The 17,909-nt window shown below is 68.5% G+C and carries 17 protein-coding genes and 1 tRNA gene; 14 read left to right on the top strand and 4 right to left on the bottom strand.

All coding sequences use genetic code 11. The features are described from left to right. From VNS22_RS10325 to VNS22_RS10315, 3 genes are all read right to left on the bottom strand, one after another. On the bottom strand, positions 1-291 hold a 291-nt coding region (locus tag VNS22_RS10325), incomplete at its 3' end, for a hypothetical protein (protein WP_325732077.1). A 30-nt stretch (positions 292-321) separates the two neighbouring features. Beyond that, the gene (locus tag VNS22_RS10320; RefSeq protein ID WP_325732075.1) at positions 322-1,098 is read right to left on the bottom strand and encodes a DeoR/GlpR family DNA-binding transcription regulator; all 777 of its coding nucleotides are present in this window, start codon (positions 1,096-1,098) and stop codon (positions 322-324) included. Positions 1,099-1,192: 94 nt separating this feature from the next. Further along, positions 1,193-1,927 carry a DeoR/GlpR family DNA-binding transcription regulator gene (locus VNS22_RS10315; protein WP_325732073.1) on the bottom strand — a complete coding sequence of 245 codons (735 nt, stop codon included), beginning with the start codon at positions 1,925-1,927 and terminating at the stop codon, positions 1,193-1,195. 280 nt (positions 1,928-2,207) lie between these two features. On the opposite strand from VNS22_RS10315, the gene VNS22_RS10310 reads away from it, so the two are divergent. The 14 genes from VNS22_RS10310 (at position 2,208) to VNS22_RS10245 (ending at position 17,719) form a co-directional block, all read left to right on the top strand. Beyond that, positions 2,208-3,311 carry a substrate-binding domain-containing protein gene (locus VNS22_RS10310; protein WP_325732071.1) on the top strand — a complete coding sequence of 368 codons (1,104 nt, stop codon included), beginning with the start codon at positions 2,208-2,210 and terminating at the stop codon, positions 3,309-3,311. Between the two features lie 17 nt (positions 3,312-3,328). After that, positions 3,329-4,813: a sugar ABC transporter ATP-binding protein gene (locus VNS22_RS10305; RefSeq protein ID WP_325732070.1), complete on the top strand. Its 1,485-nt coding sequence runs from the start codon at positions 3,329-3,331 to the stop codon at positions 4,811-4,813. 25 nt (positions 4,814-4,838) lie between these two features. After that, positions 4,839-5,765, top strand: coding sequence for an ABC transporter permease (locus VNS22_RS10300; protein ID WP_325732069.1), 927 nt, complete (start codon positions 4,839-4,841; stop codon positions 5,763-5,765). Between the two features lie 11 nt (positions 5,766-5,776). Continuing rightward, on the top strand, positions 5,777-6,958 hold the full coding sequence (locus tag VNS22_RS10295) for a hypothetical protein (protein WP_325732067.1): 1,182 nt from the start codon (positions 5,777-5,779) through the stop codon (positions 6,956-6,958). Then, positions 6,955-7,878, top strand: coding sequence for a carbohydrate kinase family protein (locus tag VNS22_RS10290; RefSeq protein WP_325732065.1), 924 nt, complete (start codon positions 6,955-6,957; stop codon positions 7,876-7,878). Before VNS22_RS10295 ends, VNS22_RS10290 begins: the two co-directional genes overlap by 4 nt. 24 nt (positions 7,879-7,902) lie before the next feature. Continuing rightward, the gene (locus VNS22_RS10285; protein ID WP_325732063.1) at positions 7,903-8,742 is read left to right on the top strand and encodes a BtpA/SgcQ family protein; all 840 of its coding nucleotides are present in this window, start codon (positions 7,903-7,905) and stop codon (positions 8,740-8,742) included. Between the two features lie 91 nt (positions 8,743-8,833). After that, positions 8,834-9,442, top strand: coding sequence for an HdeD family acid-resistance protein (locus VNS22_RS10280; RefSeq protein ID WP_325732061.1), 609 nt, complete (start codon positions 8,834-8,836; stop codon positions 9,440-9,442). 33 nt (positions 9,443-9,475) lie between these two features. After that, complete coding sequence (locus VNS22_RS10275; RefSeq protein WP_325732059.1) at positions 9,476-10,384, top strand: LysR family transcriptional regulator; 909 nt, start codon at positions 9,476-9,478, stop codon at positions 10,382-10,384. Between the two features lie 113 nt (positions 10,385-10,497). Then, positions 10,498-11,856 (top strand): extracellular solute-binding protein, encoded by a 1,359-nt coding sequence (locus VNS22_RS10270; RefSeq protein WP_325732057.1) that lies wholly within the window; start codon positions 10,498-10,500, stop codon positions 11,854-11,856. A 3-nt stretch (positions 11,857-11,859) separates the two neighbouring features. Further along, complete coding sequence (locus VNS22_RS10265; protein ID WP_325732053.1) at positions 11,860-12,801, top strand: sugar ABC transporter permease; 942 nt, start codon at positions 11,860-11,862, stop codon at positions 12,799-12,801. Then, positions 12,798-13,637, top strand: coding sequence for a carbohydrate ABC transporter permease (locus tag VNS22_RS10260; protein WP_325732052.1), 840 nt, complete (start codon positions 12,798-12,800; stop codon positions 13,635-13,637). Before VNS22_RS10265 ends, VNS22_RS10260 begins: the two co-directional genes overlap by 4 nt. Before the next feature lie 25 nt (positions 13,638-13,662). Continuing rightward, the gene (locus VNS22_RS10255) at positions 13,663-15,192 is read left to right on the top strand and encodes a sulfatase (protein ID WP_325732050.1); all 1,530 of its coding nucleotides are present in this window, start codon (positions 13,663-13,665) and stop codon (positions 15,190-15,192) included. Further along, entirely contained in the window at positions 15,189-16,169 is a 981-nt protein-coding gene (locus tag VNS22_RS10250; protein WP_325732048.1) for a DUF4432 family protein, read from the top strand. The genes VNS22_RS10255 and VNS22_RS10250 overlap by 4 nt, the downstream gene beginning before the upstream one ends. Further along, complete coding sequence (locus VNS22_RS10245) at positions 16,163-17,719, top strand: hypothetical protein (RefSeq protein WP_325732046.1); 1,557 nt, start codon at positions 16,163-16,165, stop codon at positions 17,717-17,719. Before VNS22_RS10250 ends, VNS22_RS10245 begins: the two co-directional genes overlap by 7 nt. Before the next feature lie 81 nt (positions 17,720-17,800). On the opposite strand, the gene VNS22_RS10240 is transcribed toward VNS22_RS10245, so the two are convergent. After that, a tRNA-Met gene (locus VNS22_RS10240) sits at positions 17,801-17,877 on the bottom strand. Positions 17,878-17,909 lie beyond the last annotated feature (32 nt).

Below are 17,909 nucleotides of genomic sequence, written 5' to 3'. Positions count from 1 at the left end.
CTCCGCGGTCGACTGGCTGTCCCACATGGCGAAGTCGAACCCGTCGCCCTTGATCGCGAACTCGGACGCGATCTTGTTGTGCCATTCCGGCCCGTAGGGGACCAGGGCCGGGACGATCGAGACGTTCTTGTCCGGATAGTCCTTGGCGATGTTGACCACGGCATCGGCACAGGTGCCGGCATGCCAGATGAAGGTCAGCGTCTCGGCGGCACCCGCCGGGCCGCTCAGGCCGGCCATCGCCAGCGCCACCGCGGCGCTGCCCAGCCAGGTCGTCCTAGTCGTCTTCGTCATTGTTCCTGCCTCCCTTGATCAAGCCATGGTTCAGTGCCCGACACCGGCCGCGACCAGTTCCAGACGCACGCCATCCCTTCGCAATGCCTGGTCGATTTCGGGCGCCAGCCCTTCGGTGACCAGGACCGAATCGAATTCGCGCAGCGGCGCGAACAGGTTGAGCGCCGAGCGGCCGACCTTGGAGCGGTCGAACGCGATCACCGAGCGTTCCGCGGCCACCTTCATGGCGAGCTTGGCGCGGATGATGTCCGGGTCGTGCAGGTAGGCGCTGGTGCCGCGCACCGCCGAGGTCGAGAAGATCGCGAGATCGGCGCGCAGCCGCGCCACCGCCGCCTCGCACACCAGGCCGAAAAAGGCCTGGGCCACCGGATCGTAGCGGCCGCCCAGGCAGATCAGGGTGATCTCGTCGGCGCGGCGGAAGCTCTCGATCACCTTCAGCCCGTTGGTGATGACGGTGAGTGGACGCTTGTGGTCGAGGAACGGGATGATGCTGGCCGCGGTCGAGGAATCGTCGAGCACGATCGCCATGCCGGGCTCGACCATCTCGGCCATGCGCTGGGCCAGCGCCGCCTTCTCCAGGCGGTTCTGCTGCTCGCGATAGGCATAGTCGCCCTCGAACACGATGCTGGTGGCCAGCGTGGCCCCGCCGCGGATCTTGCGGACCAGCCGCTGCTCGGCGAGCCGGTCCAGGTCGCGATGCACCGTCATCTTGCTGACACGCATCTGCCCCACCAGCTCGTCGACCGTGGCATGCTCGCGCACGCGCAGATACTGGAGCAGCGCTTCCCGACGCATCTCGCCCCGCACCCCAGCCTCCCCGACTTGGGCCTTTGTTATCTGGCCCCGCATGTAACAGGCGGAGATGGGATCGCAACAGTCTTGTCTGATATGATCGAAGGCCTCAGCCGCCCTCGGGCCTGGGTGGCGGTGCGATCCCGGTCTCGGTGACGATCGCGGCGAAGCTCCGCAGGTCGGCGAAATAGGCCGGGGTGAGCCGGCCGAACTTGCTGCTGTCGGCCACCAGATAGGAGACCAGCGCGTTCTCCATGGCCGCCCGCTTGGCCAGCACCTCGTGAAAGTTGGTGCAGCTCACGCCGCGGCTCGGATGGATGCCGCCCGCCGAGATGAACGCCTTGTTCAGCCGGACCGAGCGCAGGGTGGCGAGGCCGCTGTCACCCTCGAACGAGCCGGAATCGGCATGGTAGAGGCCGCCCATCAGCACCATGCGGATGCCGGGACGCCGCGCCACCGCCTCGGCCACGTCCAGCGAGTAGCAGACCACGGTCAGCCGCTGGTCCTGGGGGAGGCGCCGGGCCAGGTGGGCCAGGGTCGAGCCGCAGTCCACGAACAGCGTATCGTCCGGCTCGATCAGGCTGCACGCCCATTCGCAGGCGCGGATCTTGACTGCCCGCCGGTCCTCCTGGGCCGGGCCCTGCCCGCCTGCCGGCATGGCCACCCGCTCGGGCAGGATATGGCCGCCCAGGATCGACAGCCGTCCGTCCGCCGCGGCCACGTCGCGCCGGACCGTCATCTCCGACACTCCCAGGCGCGCGCTGACCTCGCGCAGGCCGATCATGCCCTGCCGCGTCACCTGCTCCATGAGGAAGGCGATCCGCTGCTGCTTGCCGAGAGTCATTGCGCTGCCTGCCGTGACGGTCCGACGGCATGGTTAGAGGCTGTGACTCTTCTTACAACTGTTAATCTGGTCGCATCGAATCATGCGCAGATTTCCGGCAACGGCCGCTCAAGGGCGCAGCAATGATCCTGCTGTTTACGCAGATTGCGCGGGATTCGCTCGATTTCTTCCCGCGCTGTGAATCGTGCGTTGACAGCACCACTAGCGTTACTAGCCTGACAAAAAAGGCGGTGCAGAGCCCTCACACCTAACACCGCCCGTTCCGCGGGGGAGAATGCCCATGCTGAAGTCTGTCGGCCTCTTGACCACGGCGCTGGTAGCCCTGCCGCTTGCGGCCGGCATGGCCCAGGAGCGGCTGCCGATCACCAACGCGACCTGCGACGAGCTGGCGGCGCGCTACGAGAAGCTGCCATTCACCGACATTCTCCCGCTCGATGCCGGTCCGGTCGCCATCGATGGCGAGGAGAAGCCGCTCACGATCGGCTTCTCGCAGACCGGGTTCAACCATCCCTGGCGCGTCTCGATGCTGGAATCGCTGCAGGCCGAGGCCTGTCGGCACCCCAACGTCGCGCTGGTCGTGCTGGACGGCAATGTCGACGTCGCCAAGCAGAACAACGACGTGCGCGACCTGATCGCCCGCGGCGTCGACGCGGTGATCATGAGCCCGGTGGAATCGGCGGCCCTGGTGCCGGCGGCGCGCGCGGTCATGAACGAGGGCCTGCCGCTGGTCGTGCTCGACCGCGACGTGCCGACCGACAAGACCCTGTTCATCGGCCAGAGCAACATCACCATGGCCGAGGGTGTCGCCAAGAAGATGGCCGACGACCTGGGCGGCAAGGGCAAGATCGTGGTGATTACCGGCCTGCAGGGCTCCTCGCCGGCGGTGGATCGCAACAAGGGCATGGAGAACGTGCTGGAGGGCCATCCGGACATCGAGGTGCTGGTGACCGGCGACGGCCAGTGGATCCGCGAGCCTGCGGTGAAGCTGATGGAGGACTGGCTGACCGCCTATCCGGAGATCGACGCGGTGTTCTCCCATGCCGAGGAGTCGTCCTGGGGTGCGCAGCTCGCGATCGCGCGGGCGAACCGCTGCGGGGACGGGATCAAGCACTACACGTTCGACGGCTCCAATGCCGGGTTCAAGTCGGTCAAGGCGGGCACGTTCGGCGCAGACGGCAACTACACGCCGTTCATCGGCGACATCGGCCTGCGCGCGGTGCTCTACACCCTCACCGGCAAGGAGATCCCGGATGCCCAGGACTATGCCGAGCCCGGCAAGACCCTGGTGCTGCCGGATTCGCCGGTGGTGACCGCCGCCAATGCCGACGAGTGGATCGGTCGCGGCTGGGGCGACTTCGAGCCGACGCCGGATCCTTGCCACTGAAAGCGAACGAGCCGCCGGTGACGCCGCTTCTCGCCGTCCGGGGCCTGGGCAAGAGTTTCTCCGGCAATACCGTCCTGTCCGACCTGGACTTCGCGGTGCATGCCGGCGAGGTCCAGGCGCTGGTGGGCGAGAACGGTGCCGGCAAGTCGACGCTCATCAAGGTGCTGGGCGGCGTCTACCAGCCGGACCGCGGCGAGTTGCTGATCGACGGCGAGCCCGCCCGCCTGCGCTCGCCGCGCGACGCGCTGGCCCGCGGCATCGTGGTGATCCAGCAGGAACTGTCGCTGGCCCCGCATCTGTCGGCCGAGGAGAACATCTTCCTCGGCCATTTCCCGACCACCCGCTTCGGCACGGTCGACCATGGCGAGATGCGCCGGCGGGCGAAGGAGCTCCTGGAGAGCCTGTCGATCGAAATCGACCCGTCCGTGCCGGTCGGGCGGCTCAGCATCGCCCAGCAGCAGATGGTCGAGATCGCCAAGGCGATCTCGCTCCAGGCCAGGGTGCTGGTGCTGGACGAGCCCACCGCCGTGCTCGACGAGAAGCGGGTTGCCACCCTGTTCGCTCTGGTCGCCCGCCTGAAAGCCCAGGGCCTGGGCATCGTGTTCATCTCCCATCACCTGGAGGAGGTGTTCCGGATCTGCGACCGGGTCACGGTGCTGCGCGACGGCAGGAAGACCGGCGAGGCGCCGATCGGCGAGATCGACCAGGAATGGCTGGTCGCCCGGATGATCGGCCGGGACTTCCCGGCCCACGCCCGCCAGGCGCGCCGTTCCGGCAAGCCGGCGCTGGAATTGCGGGGCCTGTCCCGGCGCGGCGAGTTCGAGGACGTCTCCTTCGCGGTGCACGAGGGCGAGATCGTGGGCCTGGCCGGGCTGGTCGGCGCCGGGCGGACCGAGGTGGCGCGTGCCATCGTGGGCCTCGCCCGCCCGAGTGCCGGGACGATCCGGCTGCACGGCCAGGACGTGCGCATCGACGATCCCGGCACGGCGGCGCGCCTGGGCATCAGCTACCTGACCGAGGACCGCAAGGCGCAGGGCCTTCTGCCCAACCGGCCGGTGCGCGAGAACGCGACCATCTCCAGCCTCGGCCGGTTCACGCGCCTGGGCGTGCTGAACCTGGTCAGGGAACGCGCTTATGTCCGCGACATGATCGGCAAGCTGGACGTGCGCTCGGCCGGGATGGGCACCGAGATCCGCTATCTGAGCGGCGGCAACCAGCAGAAGGTGCTGATCGGCCGGGCGCTGGCGGTGGAGCCAAAGGTGCTGATCGTCGACGAGCCGACCCGCGGCGTCGACATCGGCGCCAAGCAGGAAATCTACGCGCTCATCGAGCAGTTGGTGGCGCGCGGCGTGGCGATCGTCCTGATCTCCTCGGAGATGGAGGAGGTCCTGCGCCTGTCCGACCGGATCGTCGTGCTCCGCCGCGGGCGCGTCGCCACGACGCTCAGCCGTGAAGAAGCGAGCGAGGAAACCATCATGAGGTCCGCAGCCCTTGCCGCATGAAGCTACCCATCCTGGCTACGGCGCGATGCTGCGCCGAGTCGGCGCCGGCAGGCTGGGCGGCCTGATCGCGCTCGTCGTCTTGATCGTGATCGCCTCGCTCCTGTCGGACCGGTTCCTGACCGTGCCGAACCTCCTGAACGTACTGCGCCAGATCGCGATTGTCGGCATCCTCGCGATGGGCATGACCTTCGTGATCCTGACGGCCGGGATCGACCTGTCGATCGGCTCGATCCTGGGCCTGTCGGTGGTGCTCTATGCCGGGCTGCTGGAGAGCTGGGGCCTGCCGGTGGCAATCACGCTCGGCATGCTGGCAGGGGCGGGGGCCGGCCTCGTCAACGGCATCGGTGTCGCCTATGCCGGCATCCCCGCCTTCATCATGACGCTCGGCATGCTGTCCTTCGCGCGCGGCCTGGCCTTCATCTATACCGGCGGCACGCCGATCCCGATCCTGGACGAGACCTTCTACAATTTCGGCAACGGCTACTTCCTGGGCATCCCGATCCCGGCGCTCGTGCTCATCGCGACGCTGCTCGTCAGCGCCTTCGTGCTGGGCATGACCCCGTTCGGCCGCTCGGTCTACGGGATCGGCTCCAACGAGGAGGCCGCCCGGATGTCGGGCGTGCCGGTGCGGCTCTACAAGACCGTGGTCTATGTCATCTCCGGCGGATTGGCGGCGCTGGCAGGCGTGGTCTATTCTTCCCAGCTCGGCATCGGCACGCCGATCGCAGGCCAGGGCTATGAGCTCGATGCAATCGCCGCAGTGGTGGTGGGCGGCACGTCGCTGTTCGGCGGGAAGGGCTCCGTCTGGGGCACCTTCATCGGCACGCTGATCATCGGGGTGCTCGCCAACACGCTGAACCTGAACGGGGTCGACCCGTTCGTGCAGCAGCTGGTCAAGGGCGCCCTGATCGTGGTCGCGGTGTTCGGCATGAGCCGCGCCAACCGGACCTGAGGAGCCTGCCCATGGATGTCCGAAAGCGGATCCTGCCGGTGCTGGAGGCCCTGCGGCCGGCGGTGGACGCGCATGTCACCCTGGAACGGGTGCGCCGCTACACCTTCGCGCTCGCCAACATGCCGGCACCGTCCACGGCGGCAGCCGCCCTGCGCACGCCGGTGCTCAAGCGCCTGCTCGCCGACGACCAGGTCGAGCGCACGCGGCTGCACCTGCGCGAGGATTACGAGAAGACCGGCAGCACGGTGATCCTCACCGGCAGCGCCGAGCCGGCCAAGCCGCTCTGGTACTTCGCCCATCTCGACACGATCAGCTACCTGATCCAGCCGAAGGCCGGCGACCGCTACCCGCTGGTGCCGTTCTGCTACCACCTGATCGAGGAAGGCGAGCGTCCGGCCGAGGTGGTCCGCTACGACCTGGCGTCCAACCGCTACCGCCCGTCCGTCGCGGGCCGCCTGGTCACCGAGGGCGGGCAGTCCTTCTTCGAGCCCAACGATCCGTCCGTCCCGATCCGGATCGGCGACCGGGTCGTGATGTCGGCCCCGTGCCGGGAGACGGACGACCAAGGCAATTTCGTCGGCCATGTCGACAATGCCGGCGCGGTCGCGGCGCTCGCCGTGGCGGCCCCCGTCATGGCCGAAGCCGGGATAGAGGCGATGCTGGCCTTCCCCGACGAGGAGGAGGGGCCGCATGGCAGCGGCAGCCAGGTGATGGGCCGGGGCGGCTCGCGCCTGGTGAACATCCTGCCGACACCGGACCTGGCGATCATCGCCGACGTGCAGCAGGCCGGTGGCGATCCCCACGCGGACACGCGCGGCGGGGTCGAGAACAGCACGCGGCTGGGCCAGGGTGCCGTGCTGGCGGAGTTCTCCAGCTTGGCGCGCGGGGCGGTGACGCCGCCGCACCTCTACGCCCTGGCGCAGGACATGATCGGCCTCCTGGCGGAACTGGGCGTGCCCGTCCAGGAGTCGAACAACGCCTACACGTCGCGCAGCGACGACGTCAGCGTGCTCCTGAAGACGCCGAACATCCTGCTGCTGGGCTTTGCCGGCTTCAACCGGCACCTGGACAAGGGCGAGCCGCGGGCGAACCTGCACGACCTGGTCAGCCTGTCCAAGGCGTTGATCTATTATTCGGCGATCGCCCCCATCTATCGCGAGCGCTGCGCCGACCTGTTCGGGCGCACCGCATGACCAAGCTCGTCACGATCGGCTGGCTGACCATCGACGACATCGTCCAGGGGGACACCGTCCAGCGCGACGTGCTGGGCGGCGGCGCCCTCTACTCGGCGGTGGGTGCCCGGATCTGGAACGATTCGGTGGGGGTCCACTCGGTGACCGGCCGGCGCCACCTGGACCTGGTCCGCGCCGACATCGAGGGCTTCGGGCTCGACAGCCGCGGCATCGAGACGATCGACGGCAACGGCCTGCAGCTCTGGCTGCTGCACGAGAACGACCGCGACAAGCAGCAGGTCCCGAAGCTCTCCTCCTCGACCGCCGCCGAGATGGACGAGGGTCGGGGGACGCTGCCGGACTTCTACGCGAACGCCCAGGGATTCCACATCGCCCCCCAGGGCCCGACCAGCTCGCTCGCCAACGCAGTCCACCTGGCTGGCCTGCCGGGGCGCCCGGTCGTGACGCTCGACCTGCTTTCCGACGGCTATATCGACGCCAGCCTCTATCGGGACCTTAGCTTCCTCCATCACCTGAGCGCGTTCCTGCCGAGCGAAGCGGAAATCCTGCGGATCTGGCGGCCGGACGACCTGGAAGCCTGGGTGCGGGCGCAGGCGACGGAGCATGGCTGCACGATCGCGGTGAAGCTGGGCGAGCGCGGCTCGTTCGTCTGCGTGCCGGGCGAGCGCCGGCTGGTGCAGATACCGGCCTTCCCGGCCCGGGTGGTGGACACGACCGGTGCCGGTGATTCCTATTGCGGCGGCTTCCTGGCGGGCCTGGCCGAGGGCCGGCCGCCGGAGGTCTGCGCCGCCATGGGCACGGTCGCCGCCTCCTACGTGGTCGAGGCCTGCGGCGCCCTGCGCACGGTCCGGCCGACGCCGGACGACCGGGCGGCGCGCCTGGCCCACGTCATGTCCCGGCTCGTCTCGACCGATCTCTGACTCCCGTTTTCGACTGGATTGCCCGTGGCCATCGCCCCTGCCCGCCCCTCGCCGCTCGCCGCCATCTTCAGGGTCAGCAAGCCCCTGATCGGCAATGTCCACTGCGCGCCCTTGCCCGGCACGCCACGCTACCGGGGCGAGCCGATGGCGGCCATCGTGAAGCGGGCGGTCGAGGATGCGAGAGCCTATGCCGCGGGCGGCATGAACGGCCTGATGCTCGAGAACCATGGCGACATCCCGTTCCTGCCGCCAGGCGAGATCGGGCCGGAGATCGTGGCGGCGATGAGCGTGCTGGTGAAGGCGGTGGCCGAAGCGGTCGACCTGCCCTACGGCATCAATCTGCTGGCCAACAGCGCCATCGGCGCGCTGGCGATCGCCAAGGCGACGGATGCCCGGTTCATCCGGGTCAACCAGTGGGTCAACGCCTATGTCGCCAACGAGGGGCTGGTCGAGGGCGAGAGCGGCCGGGCGCTGCGCTTCCGGCGGATGATCGGGGCAGACGACGTGGCGATCTTCGCCGACGTCCACGTCAAGCACGGCGCCCATGCGATCGTGGGCGACCGGGGCGTGGCGGAACTGGCCCGCGATACCGAGTTCTATGATGCCGACGTGGCGATCGCGACCGGCAACCGTACCGGGGACACGGTACCGCCCGAGGAGATCGCCGCGGTGCGCGCCGGCACCCGCCTGCCGGTGATCGCCGGCAGCGGCATCGCGAAGGACAATGCCGCGGCACTGATGGCGGAGCTGGACGGGGCGATCGTCGGGTCCAGCCTGAAGCATGATGGCGTCTGGTGGAACCAGGTGGATCCCGCCCGGGTCGAGGCCTTCGTCACCGAGGTCCGCCGCCACCATCCGGCCTGACGGGGCGGACGTTCCCAGGCACTGGCGGAGGCGATACAGAAGAAGCCACCGGGCGCGCAGCATCCGGCCACCCATCCCGACGGGGCCGATCATGAACCCTCTCGCTCCTTCGATGCAGGACCGCCACGAGGCGATGAACGCCATCCTGGCGCAGAACTGGTGGGCACTCGCCCTGCGCGGCGCGCTGGCCGTCCTGTTCGGCATCCTGGCCTTCGTGCTGCCGGGGGCGACCATCTTGTCGCTGGTGCTGATCTTCGCCGCCTTCAGCCTGGTGGATGGCATCTTCGAGATCGTCGCCGCGATCCGGGGTGCCCGCGCCGGCGAGCGCTGGGGCCTCCTGCTCATTCACGGCATCGCCGGGGTGGTGATCGGCATCGTCGCCTTTGTCTGGCCCGGCATCACCGTCTTCGCCTTCGTGCTGCTGATCGCCGCCTGGGCGCTGATCTCCGGCGTCACCATGCTGGTCTCCGCCGTCAAGCTGAAGACCAGCCATGGGCGCGGCTGGCTGGTCCTGGGCGGCATCGCCTCCCTGCTCTACGGCATCCTCCTGGCGATCAGCCCGATGGTGGGCGCGATCGTGCTGGCCTGGTGGCTCGGCGCCTATGCCATCGTGTTCGGGATAACGCTGCTGGTGCTGGCCTTCCGCCTGAAGCGCCATGCCGGCCATCGTCCGGCGGGAACCGCGCGGTCGGGCATCTGAGCGGCTCCGGGCTGGCAGGAGCAACGCGCGCCGATGGACCTCCGCCAGCTCAACTATTTCCTGAAGATCGCCGAGCGCCGCAACATGACGCTCGCCGCGGCCGAACTGCACGTCACCCAGCCCACCCTCACCAAGAGCATCAAGCTGCTGGAACGGGAGCTGGGCGTGCCTTTGTTCCAGCGCCTGCCGCGCGGCATGGAACTGACCGAGTTCGGCCGCCGCCTGGTGCGCCATGCCCTGGCGATGCAGGTGCAGGTGGGCGACGCGCTGGGCGAGCTGGAAAGCCTGAAGAACGGGGCGGGCGCGCCGGTCAACGTGGGCGCCGGGCCGGCCTGGCAGCGCAGCCACCTGCCCACCGCCGCGGCCCGCGCCATGGCGGCCAATCCGAACATCCGGCTGCGCGTCACCGGCGGGTTCGACGCGGCGCTGATGCGGGCCCTGCGCCAGGGCGACCTGGATTTCGTGGTGGCCGAGCTGCCGCAGGAGGACGCAGCAGGCGACCTGGCGCTGGAGAAGCTGACCAGCGACCGGCTGGTGGTGTTCTGCCGTGCCGGCCACCCGCTGACCCGGCTGGAGCGGCCCGGGTTGGAGGAGACCCTGCGCTTTCCCTGGGTCCTGCCGGTGGTGCGGGTGACACGCGCCCGCCGCCGGCTGGAGGCCCTGTTCGTCGCGCACAACCTGGCGCCGCCGGAAGCGACGGTCGAAGCGGACTCGATGACCTTCCTCCTGGCGATGGTGCGCGAGACCGACGCGCTCAGCTATACCAACCGAGAAACGCTGGAAACGCCGCCGGGGCGCGGCTTGGCGGTCCTCGACATCGACCTTCTCACCGCCGAGCGCGCCGCCGGGATCTGGACCCGCCGCAATGCTTGGCTCTCGCCGGAAGCGCAGGCGATTATGGCCGCCCTGCGCGAGGTCTGCCGCGAACGGCCGAGCAACTGACGGCGCAGCGATAGCTTTTCTGAATTGCAGGCGTCCCCGAAGTGTTTGGTAGGAATGGCGGCGCCATGACAGGATTCGTCATGGGCGGCATCAGCCCGAAAGGGGGAGGCACGATGAACCAGATGGACTCGATCGGAGCGCGTCTGCGGCGCTGGAGCATGGCGGCGACGGTGGCGATCCCCGCACTGCTCGTCGCAGCGGGTCCGGGCTGGGCCGCGGACGAGGCGCCGATCACCATCGTGATCAACCAGTCGCCCTGGTTCGCCGGCTTCCAGAAGACGGTGGAACTCTACGAGGAGGAGACCGGCAACTCGGTCGAGCTCGACGTGAACCCGTTCGCCGGCAGCCTGGAAAAGCAGCGCTCCGCGGTGCGGGCCGCCGAGAGCCCGTTCGACCTCCTGGTCATCAATGCCGGGTTCTTCGTCGAGATGTATGCCGGCGGCTTCCTCCAGCCGCTGAAGGAGATCGACCCGGACTTCAAGCTCGACCCCAACATCTACACGTTCGATGATTCGGTCTACTGGAATGCGGAGACCAAGCTGCCGGACGCACAGAACGGCGTGCTGCTGACCGTGCCGATCAACCCGTTCATCCCGCTCCTGCACTATCGCAGCGACCTCTACGCGGAGAAGGGGTTGAGCGTCCCGGAGACCTGGGACCAGCTCCTGGAGAACGCCAAGGCCCTGAACGATCCGCCCGCCATGTACGGCATCGTCCAGCGCGGTGCCCGCGGCGCGTTCGACGTCACCTACGACATGCTGCCCTATATCGGCAGCCATGGCGGCGGCATCTTCCGCGACCAGAAGAGCGGCGACTTCACCATCACCATCAACAGCCCCGAGACGCTGGCCGGGCTCGAGACCTATCTGAAGCTCGCCAAGGAGGCCGGCCACCCGTCGACCGCCGGGCAGTCCCAGGCCAACGTCATCCAGAACATGGCGACCGGCAAGGCCGGCCATATCCTGGCAGTGCTGGCGGCCTCCACCTTCGACGACCCGAACCAGTCGATCGTGGTGGACAAGGTCGGCTTCGCGCCGCCGCCCCATGCCGAAGGCCATCCCTCGACCCCGCCGCTCGGGCACTGGCTGGGCGGCATCCCGAAGAACATCCCGGCCGACCGGCAGAAGGCGGCGCTGGCCTTCCTGAAGTGGTTCCAGACCGAGGCAGCGCAGAAGGCCTATGCCGAGGCTGGCTCGCCGCCGGTGAGCCGCGCGGTGCTGGAATCCGACATGGCCAAGGAGGAGAAGTATCGCTGGATGGGCGCGCTGGCCAAGGCGCTGCCGACCGCGCAGCTCACCTTCGTGATCCCGGAATCGGCCGAGATCCTGGCGATCACCGAGCTGGGATTCAACCAGGCGATCTCGGGCGAGGTCTCCCCGGCCCGGGTGCTGAACCGGATGGCCGAGGAGATCGCCGCCGTCATGACCAAGGCCGGCTACGACGCGCCGCGCCTCGACCCGCTGCCCGAGTAGCCGATGGCCGCCGCCGATACCAGAGCAGTGGCCCGCGGTCCCGCCGCCGGCCCGACGCGGACGGCGGCGCTGCCCGGCGAGCGCGGCTGGCGCGCGGCCACCCTGGCGCCGGCCCTCGTGGTCTTCCTCGGCCTGACGCTGCTGCCGATGCTCAACCTCCTGGTCTTGAGCTTCCACGACGTCACCTGGGCCGAGCGGACCGCCAGCTGGAGCTTCGTCGGCCTCGCCAACTTCCGGAGGCTGCTCGACGATGGCCTGTTCCACGCCGGCATCCTGAACACGCTGATCTTCGCGGTGGTGGCGGTCGGCCTGCAGATGGTGCTGGGCTTCGGCCTGGCGCTGCTCACCAGTGCCGTGGTGCGCGGCAAGGTCGTCTACCGGACGATCTTCCTCCTGCCGATCCTGATCCCGGGCATCGTGATCGGGGCGATCTGGAAGCTGATGTACAGCTTCGATTTCGGCGTCATCAACACGATCACCGGCCTGTTCGGCTTCGGCCCGCAGGACTGGCTGGGCCAGGGCCATCTGGCGCTGGCCTCGGTGATCGTGGTGGATGTCTGGCACTGGACGCCGTTCTGCTTCCTCCTGCTGCTGGCCGGCCTGGAAGCCCTGCCGCAGGACGTCTACGAGGCGGCCGCCATCGACGGCGCCAATGGCTGGCAGCGCCTGGTCCACATCACCCTGCCATTGATGATCCCGACGCTGGTGGTGACCTTCGTCTTCCGGATGATCCTGGCCTTCAAGGTGTTCGACGAGATCTACCTGCTCACCGGCGGCGGGCCGGGCACAGCCACTGAAGTGATCAGCTTCTCGATCTATCGCCGCTTCTTCACCGAGGACCGCGCCGGCTACGGCTCGGCCATGTCTATCGTCACCTTCTTCGGCATCGCCCTGCTGATCATCCTGATCACCTCCTTCCTGCGCCGCCGGGAGACCGGGCGATGAGCCGCAGCGCCGGGAGCAGCCGGGCAGCATTGGTGCTGCGCCACCTGCTGCTGGTGCTGGCGGCTATCATCGTGCTGTTCCCGTTCCTCTGGATTGGCGCAGCCGCCTTCAAGACGCAGATCTCGCTGCTCATGGGCCAGATCCTGTTCCAGCCGGTCCTGATGAACTTCGAGGCGGTGCTGACGGCGCGCTCGTCGGACTATGTCCGCAACTTCGCCAACAGCCTGACGGTGGGCCTGCTCAGCACGGCCCTGGTCCTGGTGGTGGCCACGCTCGCCGCCTATTCGCTCAACCGGATGCGCTGGCCCCGCTGGGTCGGCCATTCCATGCTGGGCTGGGCGGTCGTGTTCCACATGGTGCCGCCGATCACGCTGGCCGGCGCCTGGTACTCGATGTTCCGGCCGCTCGGCCTGGACAATTCCTATCTGGGCCTGGTGCTGGCCCACACCACGCTGAACCTGCCGATGGCGCTCTGGATGATGAGCGTGTTCGTCAACGACGTGCCCGAGGAACTGCTGGAGGCGGCGCGGATCGACGGGGCGAAGACGCCCAGGATCCTGTGGAGCGTGATCGTGCCGCTGGTGGCGCCGGGCCTGGCCGCGGCCGGCGTGCTCGCCTTCATCTTCAGCTGGAACGAGTTCGCCGTGGCGCTGACCCTCACCCAGCGCGAAACCGCCACGGTGCCGGTCGCCATCGGCAAGTACGCCCAGGAAAACACCATCGCCTACACCGAGATGGCCGCAGCGGCGATGCTCTCCATCGTCCCCGCGGTCGTCCTGCTCCTGGTGGCCCAGCGCTTCATCGTGCGCGGGCTGACCAACGGCGCCGTGAAATGATGCGCCCAGCCACGAAGGTCGGAACATGAAGGTCGTCTTCGTCCTGTTCGATTCCTTGAACCGGCACATGCTCTCGCCCTATGGCGGCACCCGGATCCCGACGCCGAACTTCGACCGGCTGGCGAAGCGCAGCGCCACCTTCGACAAGCATTATGTCGGCAGCCTGCCCTGCATGCCGGCCAGGCGGGACATGCAGACCGGACGCCTGAGCTTCCTGCACCGCTCCTGGGGGCCGCTGGAGCCGTTCGATAATTCCTTCCCCGAACTGCTCGCCAAGGCCGGCGTCTACAGCCATCTGGTCACCGACCATTTCCATTACTGGGAAGACGGCGGCGCCACCTACCACAACCGCTACGATTCCTACGAGTTCGTGCGCGGCCAGGAAGGCGATCCCTGGAAGGCGATGGTCCAGCCGCACTGGGACCGGCTGCGCGAGAAGTACCACGAGCGCCAGTTCATCACCGAACGGCGCGAATATTTCTCGCAGAACATCATCAATCGCGAGTTCATCCGCGACGAGAGCGAGTTCCCTTCGGTCCAGTGCTTCGCCGCGGGCTTCGACTTCCTGGAGCGCAACCGCGACGCCGACAACTGGCTGCTGCAGATCGAGACCTTCGACCCGCACGAGCCGTTCCATGCGCCCGAGCGCTTCAAGGACGCGTTCAGGACCGGCTGGAACGGGCCGATCCGCGACTGGCCGCGCTATGGCCGGGTCGACGAGCTGCCCGAGGAATGCGAGGAGCTGCGCGCCAACTATTACAGCGTGGTCGCCTTGTGCGACTTCCTGCTGGGCCAGCTGCTCGACGAGTTCGACCGGCACGACATGTGGCAGGACACCGCGCTCGTCGTGACCACCGACCACGGCTTCCTGCTGGGCGAGCACGATTTCTGGGCGAAGAACCGGATGAACATGTACGAGGAGATCGTGCACATCCCGCTCTTCATCCACGACCCGCGCAAGCCGGAGGCGGCAGGTGCGCGCCGCACGGCCCTGACCCAGACCACCGACCTCGCCCCCACCTTCCTGGACTTCTTCGGCGTGGCCCCTGCCCCCGAGATGGAGGCCCATTCGCTGCTGCCGGTGGTGGCAAACGACCATGCCCTGCGCGAGGCGGCGCTGTTCGGCTATTTCGGCGGGGCGGTGAACGTCACCGATGGCCGCTTCACCTATCACCGCTACCCGGCCGACCTCGCGACCCAGGAAATCTACCAGTACACGCTGATGCCGACCCATATCTTCGAGCCGTTCACGCCCGAGGAGCTGAAGGGTGCCAGCCTCGCCGAGCCGTTCGGCTTCACTAAGGGCGCGCCCGTGCTCAAGGTCCCGGTGACCGACCGATCGCCCATGTACAATGTCTACGGGCCGGGCGCCTTCATCGAGAACGACACCCGTCTCTACGACCTCCAGACCGATCCCGGCCAGGAGCGCCCGCTCAAGGACGAGGCGGCCGAGACGCGGATGACCCGGCTGATGCTGGACCTGATGCAGGCCAACCAGGCGCCGCCCGAAGCGTTTACCCGGATCGACGTGACGCCGGCCGCCGCCGGCTCATGACCATACTGTCCGGCACACGCGAGCAGGCAGCGGCCAGGGTCGGCGACCTCCGCCAGCTCGCTTCCGTGCGCCGGATCGTGCTGGACGACGGGCCGGAGCGGGACGTCCGGGCGCTGGCCTTCTCCACCGGCGGCGGCCTGGACTTCTGGGTGCTGGCCGACCGCTCCATGGATATCGGCCCGCTCTGGTGGCGCGGCACGCCGCTCGCTTGGCAGGGGCCGAACGGCTTCCGCTCCGCCGGGCTTCACGCCCAGGAAGCCGACGGCCTGCGCGGCTTCGAGCGCAGCCTGTCCGGCTTCCTCGTCACCTGCGGCCTGACCCATGTCCGCCAGCCCGCAGGCGGCCTGCCCCTGCACGGTCACCTGCCGCTGACCCCGGCGCGCCTGCTCAGCCATGGCGAGAACTGGGACCGCGACGAGCCGGTGCTGTTCTGCGAAGGCGAAGTCACCGAAGCCACCCATAACGGCCCGAGCCTGCGGCTGCATCGCCGGATCGAGGCGCCCATTGGCGGCAACGAGCTGCGCATCGTCGACCGTGTCGAGAACCTGCGCCCGACACCGCAGGCGCTCGCCATGCTCTACCACTTCAACCTCGGCTACCCGCTGGTCCAGGCAGGCACGATCATCAGCGGAGAGGATCTGGGCGCCATGCAGATCGACGAGGAAGCGCCGCCCTCGGTCGCCTGCCATGCCATGGCCGCCCCGGTCAGTCGCTGGCAGGCGGAACGGCCGGCGCAGGAGGACCAGCCCGGCCTCCGCACCACCTTCGCCTTCGAGACGACTTGGCTGAACCATCTGCAGATCTGGCAGGACATGCGCCCCTACCGGCGCATCCTCGGGATCGAACCGGTGACCAGCCAGCGCCTGCCCGATGGCACCAGCGGGCCCGGGCCGATCCTGGCCGGCAGGACCGGTGCCGCCCACCGCCTGACCGTCACCTTCGACAGTTCCCTCCTTCCAGGGCACCCGCCATGCTGAAGGCCCGGCTGCCAGCCCGCCTGACGCCACTCGCCGCCTCGTTCGGGCTGCGGCCGTTCTACGGCGACATCCACAATCACTGCGGCCTGTCCTATGGCCATGGCAGCCTGGAAGACGCGCTGGCGCGCGCCCGGCAGCAGCTCGACTTCGTCTCGGTCACCGGTCATGCCCACTGGCCGGACATGCCGGTGGACCAGCCGGAGGTCGCCCATATCGTGGCCTTCCACGTCGAAGGCTTCGCCCGGCTGGCCCGGCTCTGGCCCGGCCATTTCGCGACGCTGCGCCGCTTCCACCAGGACGGGACGTTCACGGTCTTCCCCGGCTACGAGATCCATTCCTTCCGGCACGGCGACTACACGATCCTCTACAAGGACCTGGCCAGCCGCGAGATGGTGCTGGCCGACAGCCCGGCGGAGCTGCTGGCCGGCCTCTCCGCCCGCTACCCGGGCACCGCGATGGCCTTCCCGCACCATATCGGCTACCGCCAGAGTGCCCGCGGCGTGAACTGGGCTTCGCTCGATCCGCGCCTGTCGCCGGTGGTCGAGATCATCTCCATGCATGGCTGCTCGGAAACGTCGCTGACCGAGCGGCCATTCCTGCACTCGATGGGCCCTTCCGACGGCCGCTCCACCCTGCGCCACGGCCTAGCGCTCGGCCACGTCTTCGGCGTAATCGGCAATACCGACCACCATAGCGGCCACCCCGGCTCCTACGGCCATGGCCGCACCTGCCTCTACGCGCCCGAGAACACCGCCGCCGCCTTGTGGGACAGCCTGTGGTCCCGGCGCACCAACGCGCTCACTGGCGACTGCAGTCACCTGTTCATGGCGGCGGGCGACACCATCCAGGGCGGCATCCTCCCGCCGGGCGACCACGAGCTGCGGATCGAGACGGTGGGCGGCAGCTTCATCGACACGATCGACGTGATCCGCTCCGGCCGCCTCGCCGCACGGATCACGCCCGAACTCCAGCCGGCCCCGATCACGCCATCCGCCGAAGGGCTTGAGACCATCCTGGTGCTGGAGCTCGGCTGGGGAGCCCGCGGCAAAAGCCATCGCTGGACCGGCCGACTGGCGTTGCAGGGCGGCGAGATCCTGGCCGTGGAGCCACGCCTGCGCGGTGTGGAGATCGTCTCCCCGCTCGAAGGCGAAGCCCAGGCCAGCGAACCCGACCGCATCGCCGCCAACCGCCACACGCTCGCCTTCACCATCCTGGCCCGCGCCAACCCGAACAACATGACGCCGGCCATGCAGGCCGTAGCCCTGCGGGTCCGCCTGTCCGACTACGCGGCGATCCGGGCGGAGCTCGACGGCCAGCACCTGCAGATCGACGTACCCCGGCTGCAGGAGGGCGCCCTGTCCGGCAACCTCGGCGGCATCGACAGCCCCGCCTTCCGATTCCATCCCCTGCCACGGCCGCACCAGTGGCAATGGCAGGGCGCTGTACCGCTACCCGGCTTCGTCACCGGCGAGACGGTCTACCTCCGCATGCGCCAGGCCAACGGGCAGTCGAGCTGGACCAGCCCGATCTTCTGCCGGACCCGAGCTTGAGCCGGTGCTGCTTACACCGTGCCAACAACGCCGACCGGCCCCGCTGCTTGGTCAGCGGGGCTGCATGTGCGTGGGTATGTTTGGATGCGGGGAGAGGATTTGAACCTCTGACCTTCAGGTTATGAGCCTGACGAGCTACCGGGCTGCTCCACCCCGCGTCGGGTGTTTGGGTGTGTGGTGTTTTCCTGAT

Origin of the sequence: Geminicoccus sp. (assembly GCF_035556675.1) — a bacterium.
Taxonomy (GTDB): domain Bacteria; phylum Pseudomonadota; class Alphaproteobacteria; order Geminicoccales; family Geminicoccaceae; genus Geminicoccus.
This window is presented reverse-complemented; position numbering and strand designations above follow the sequence as displayed.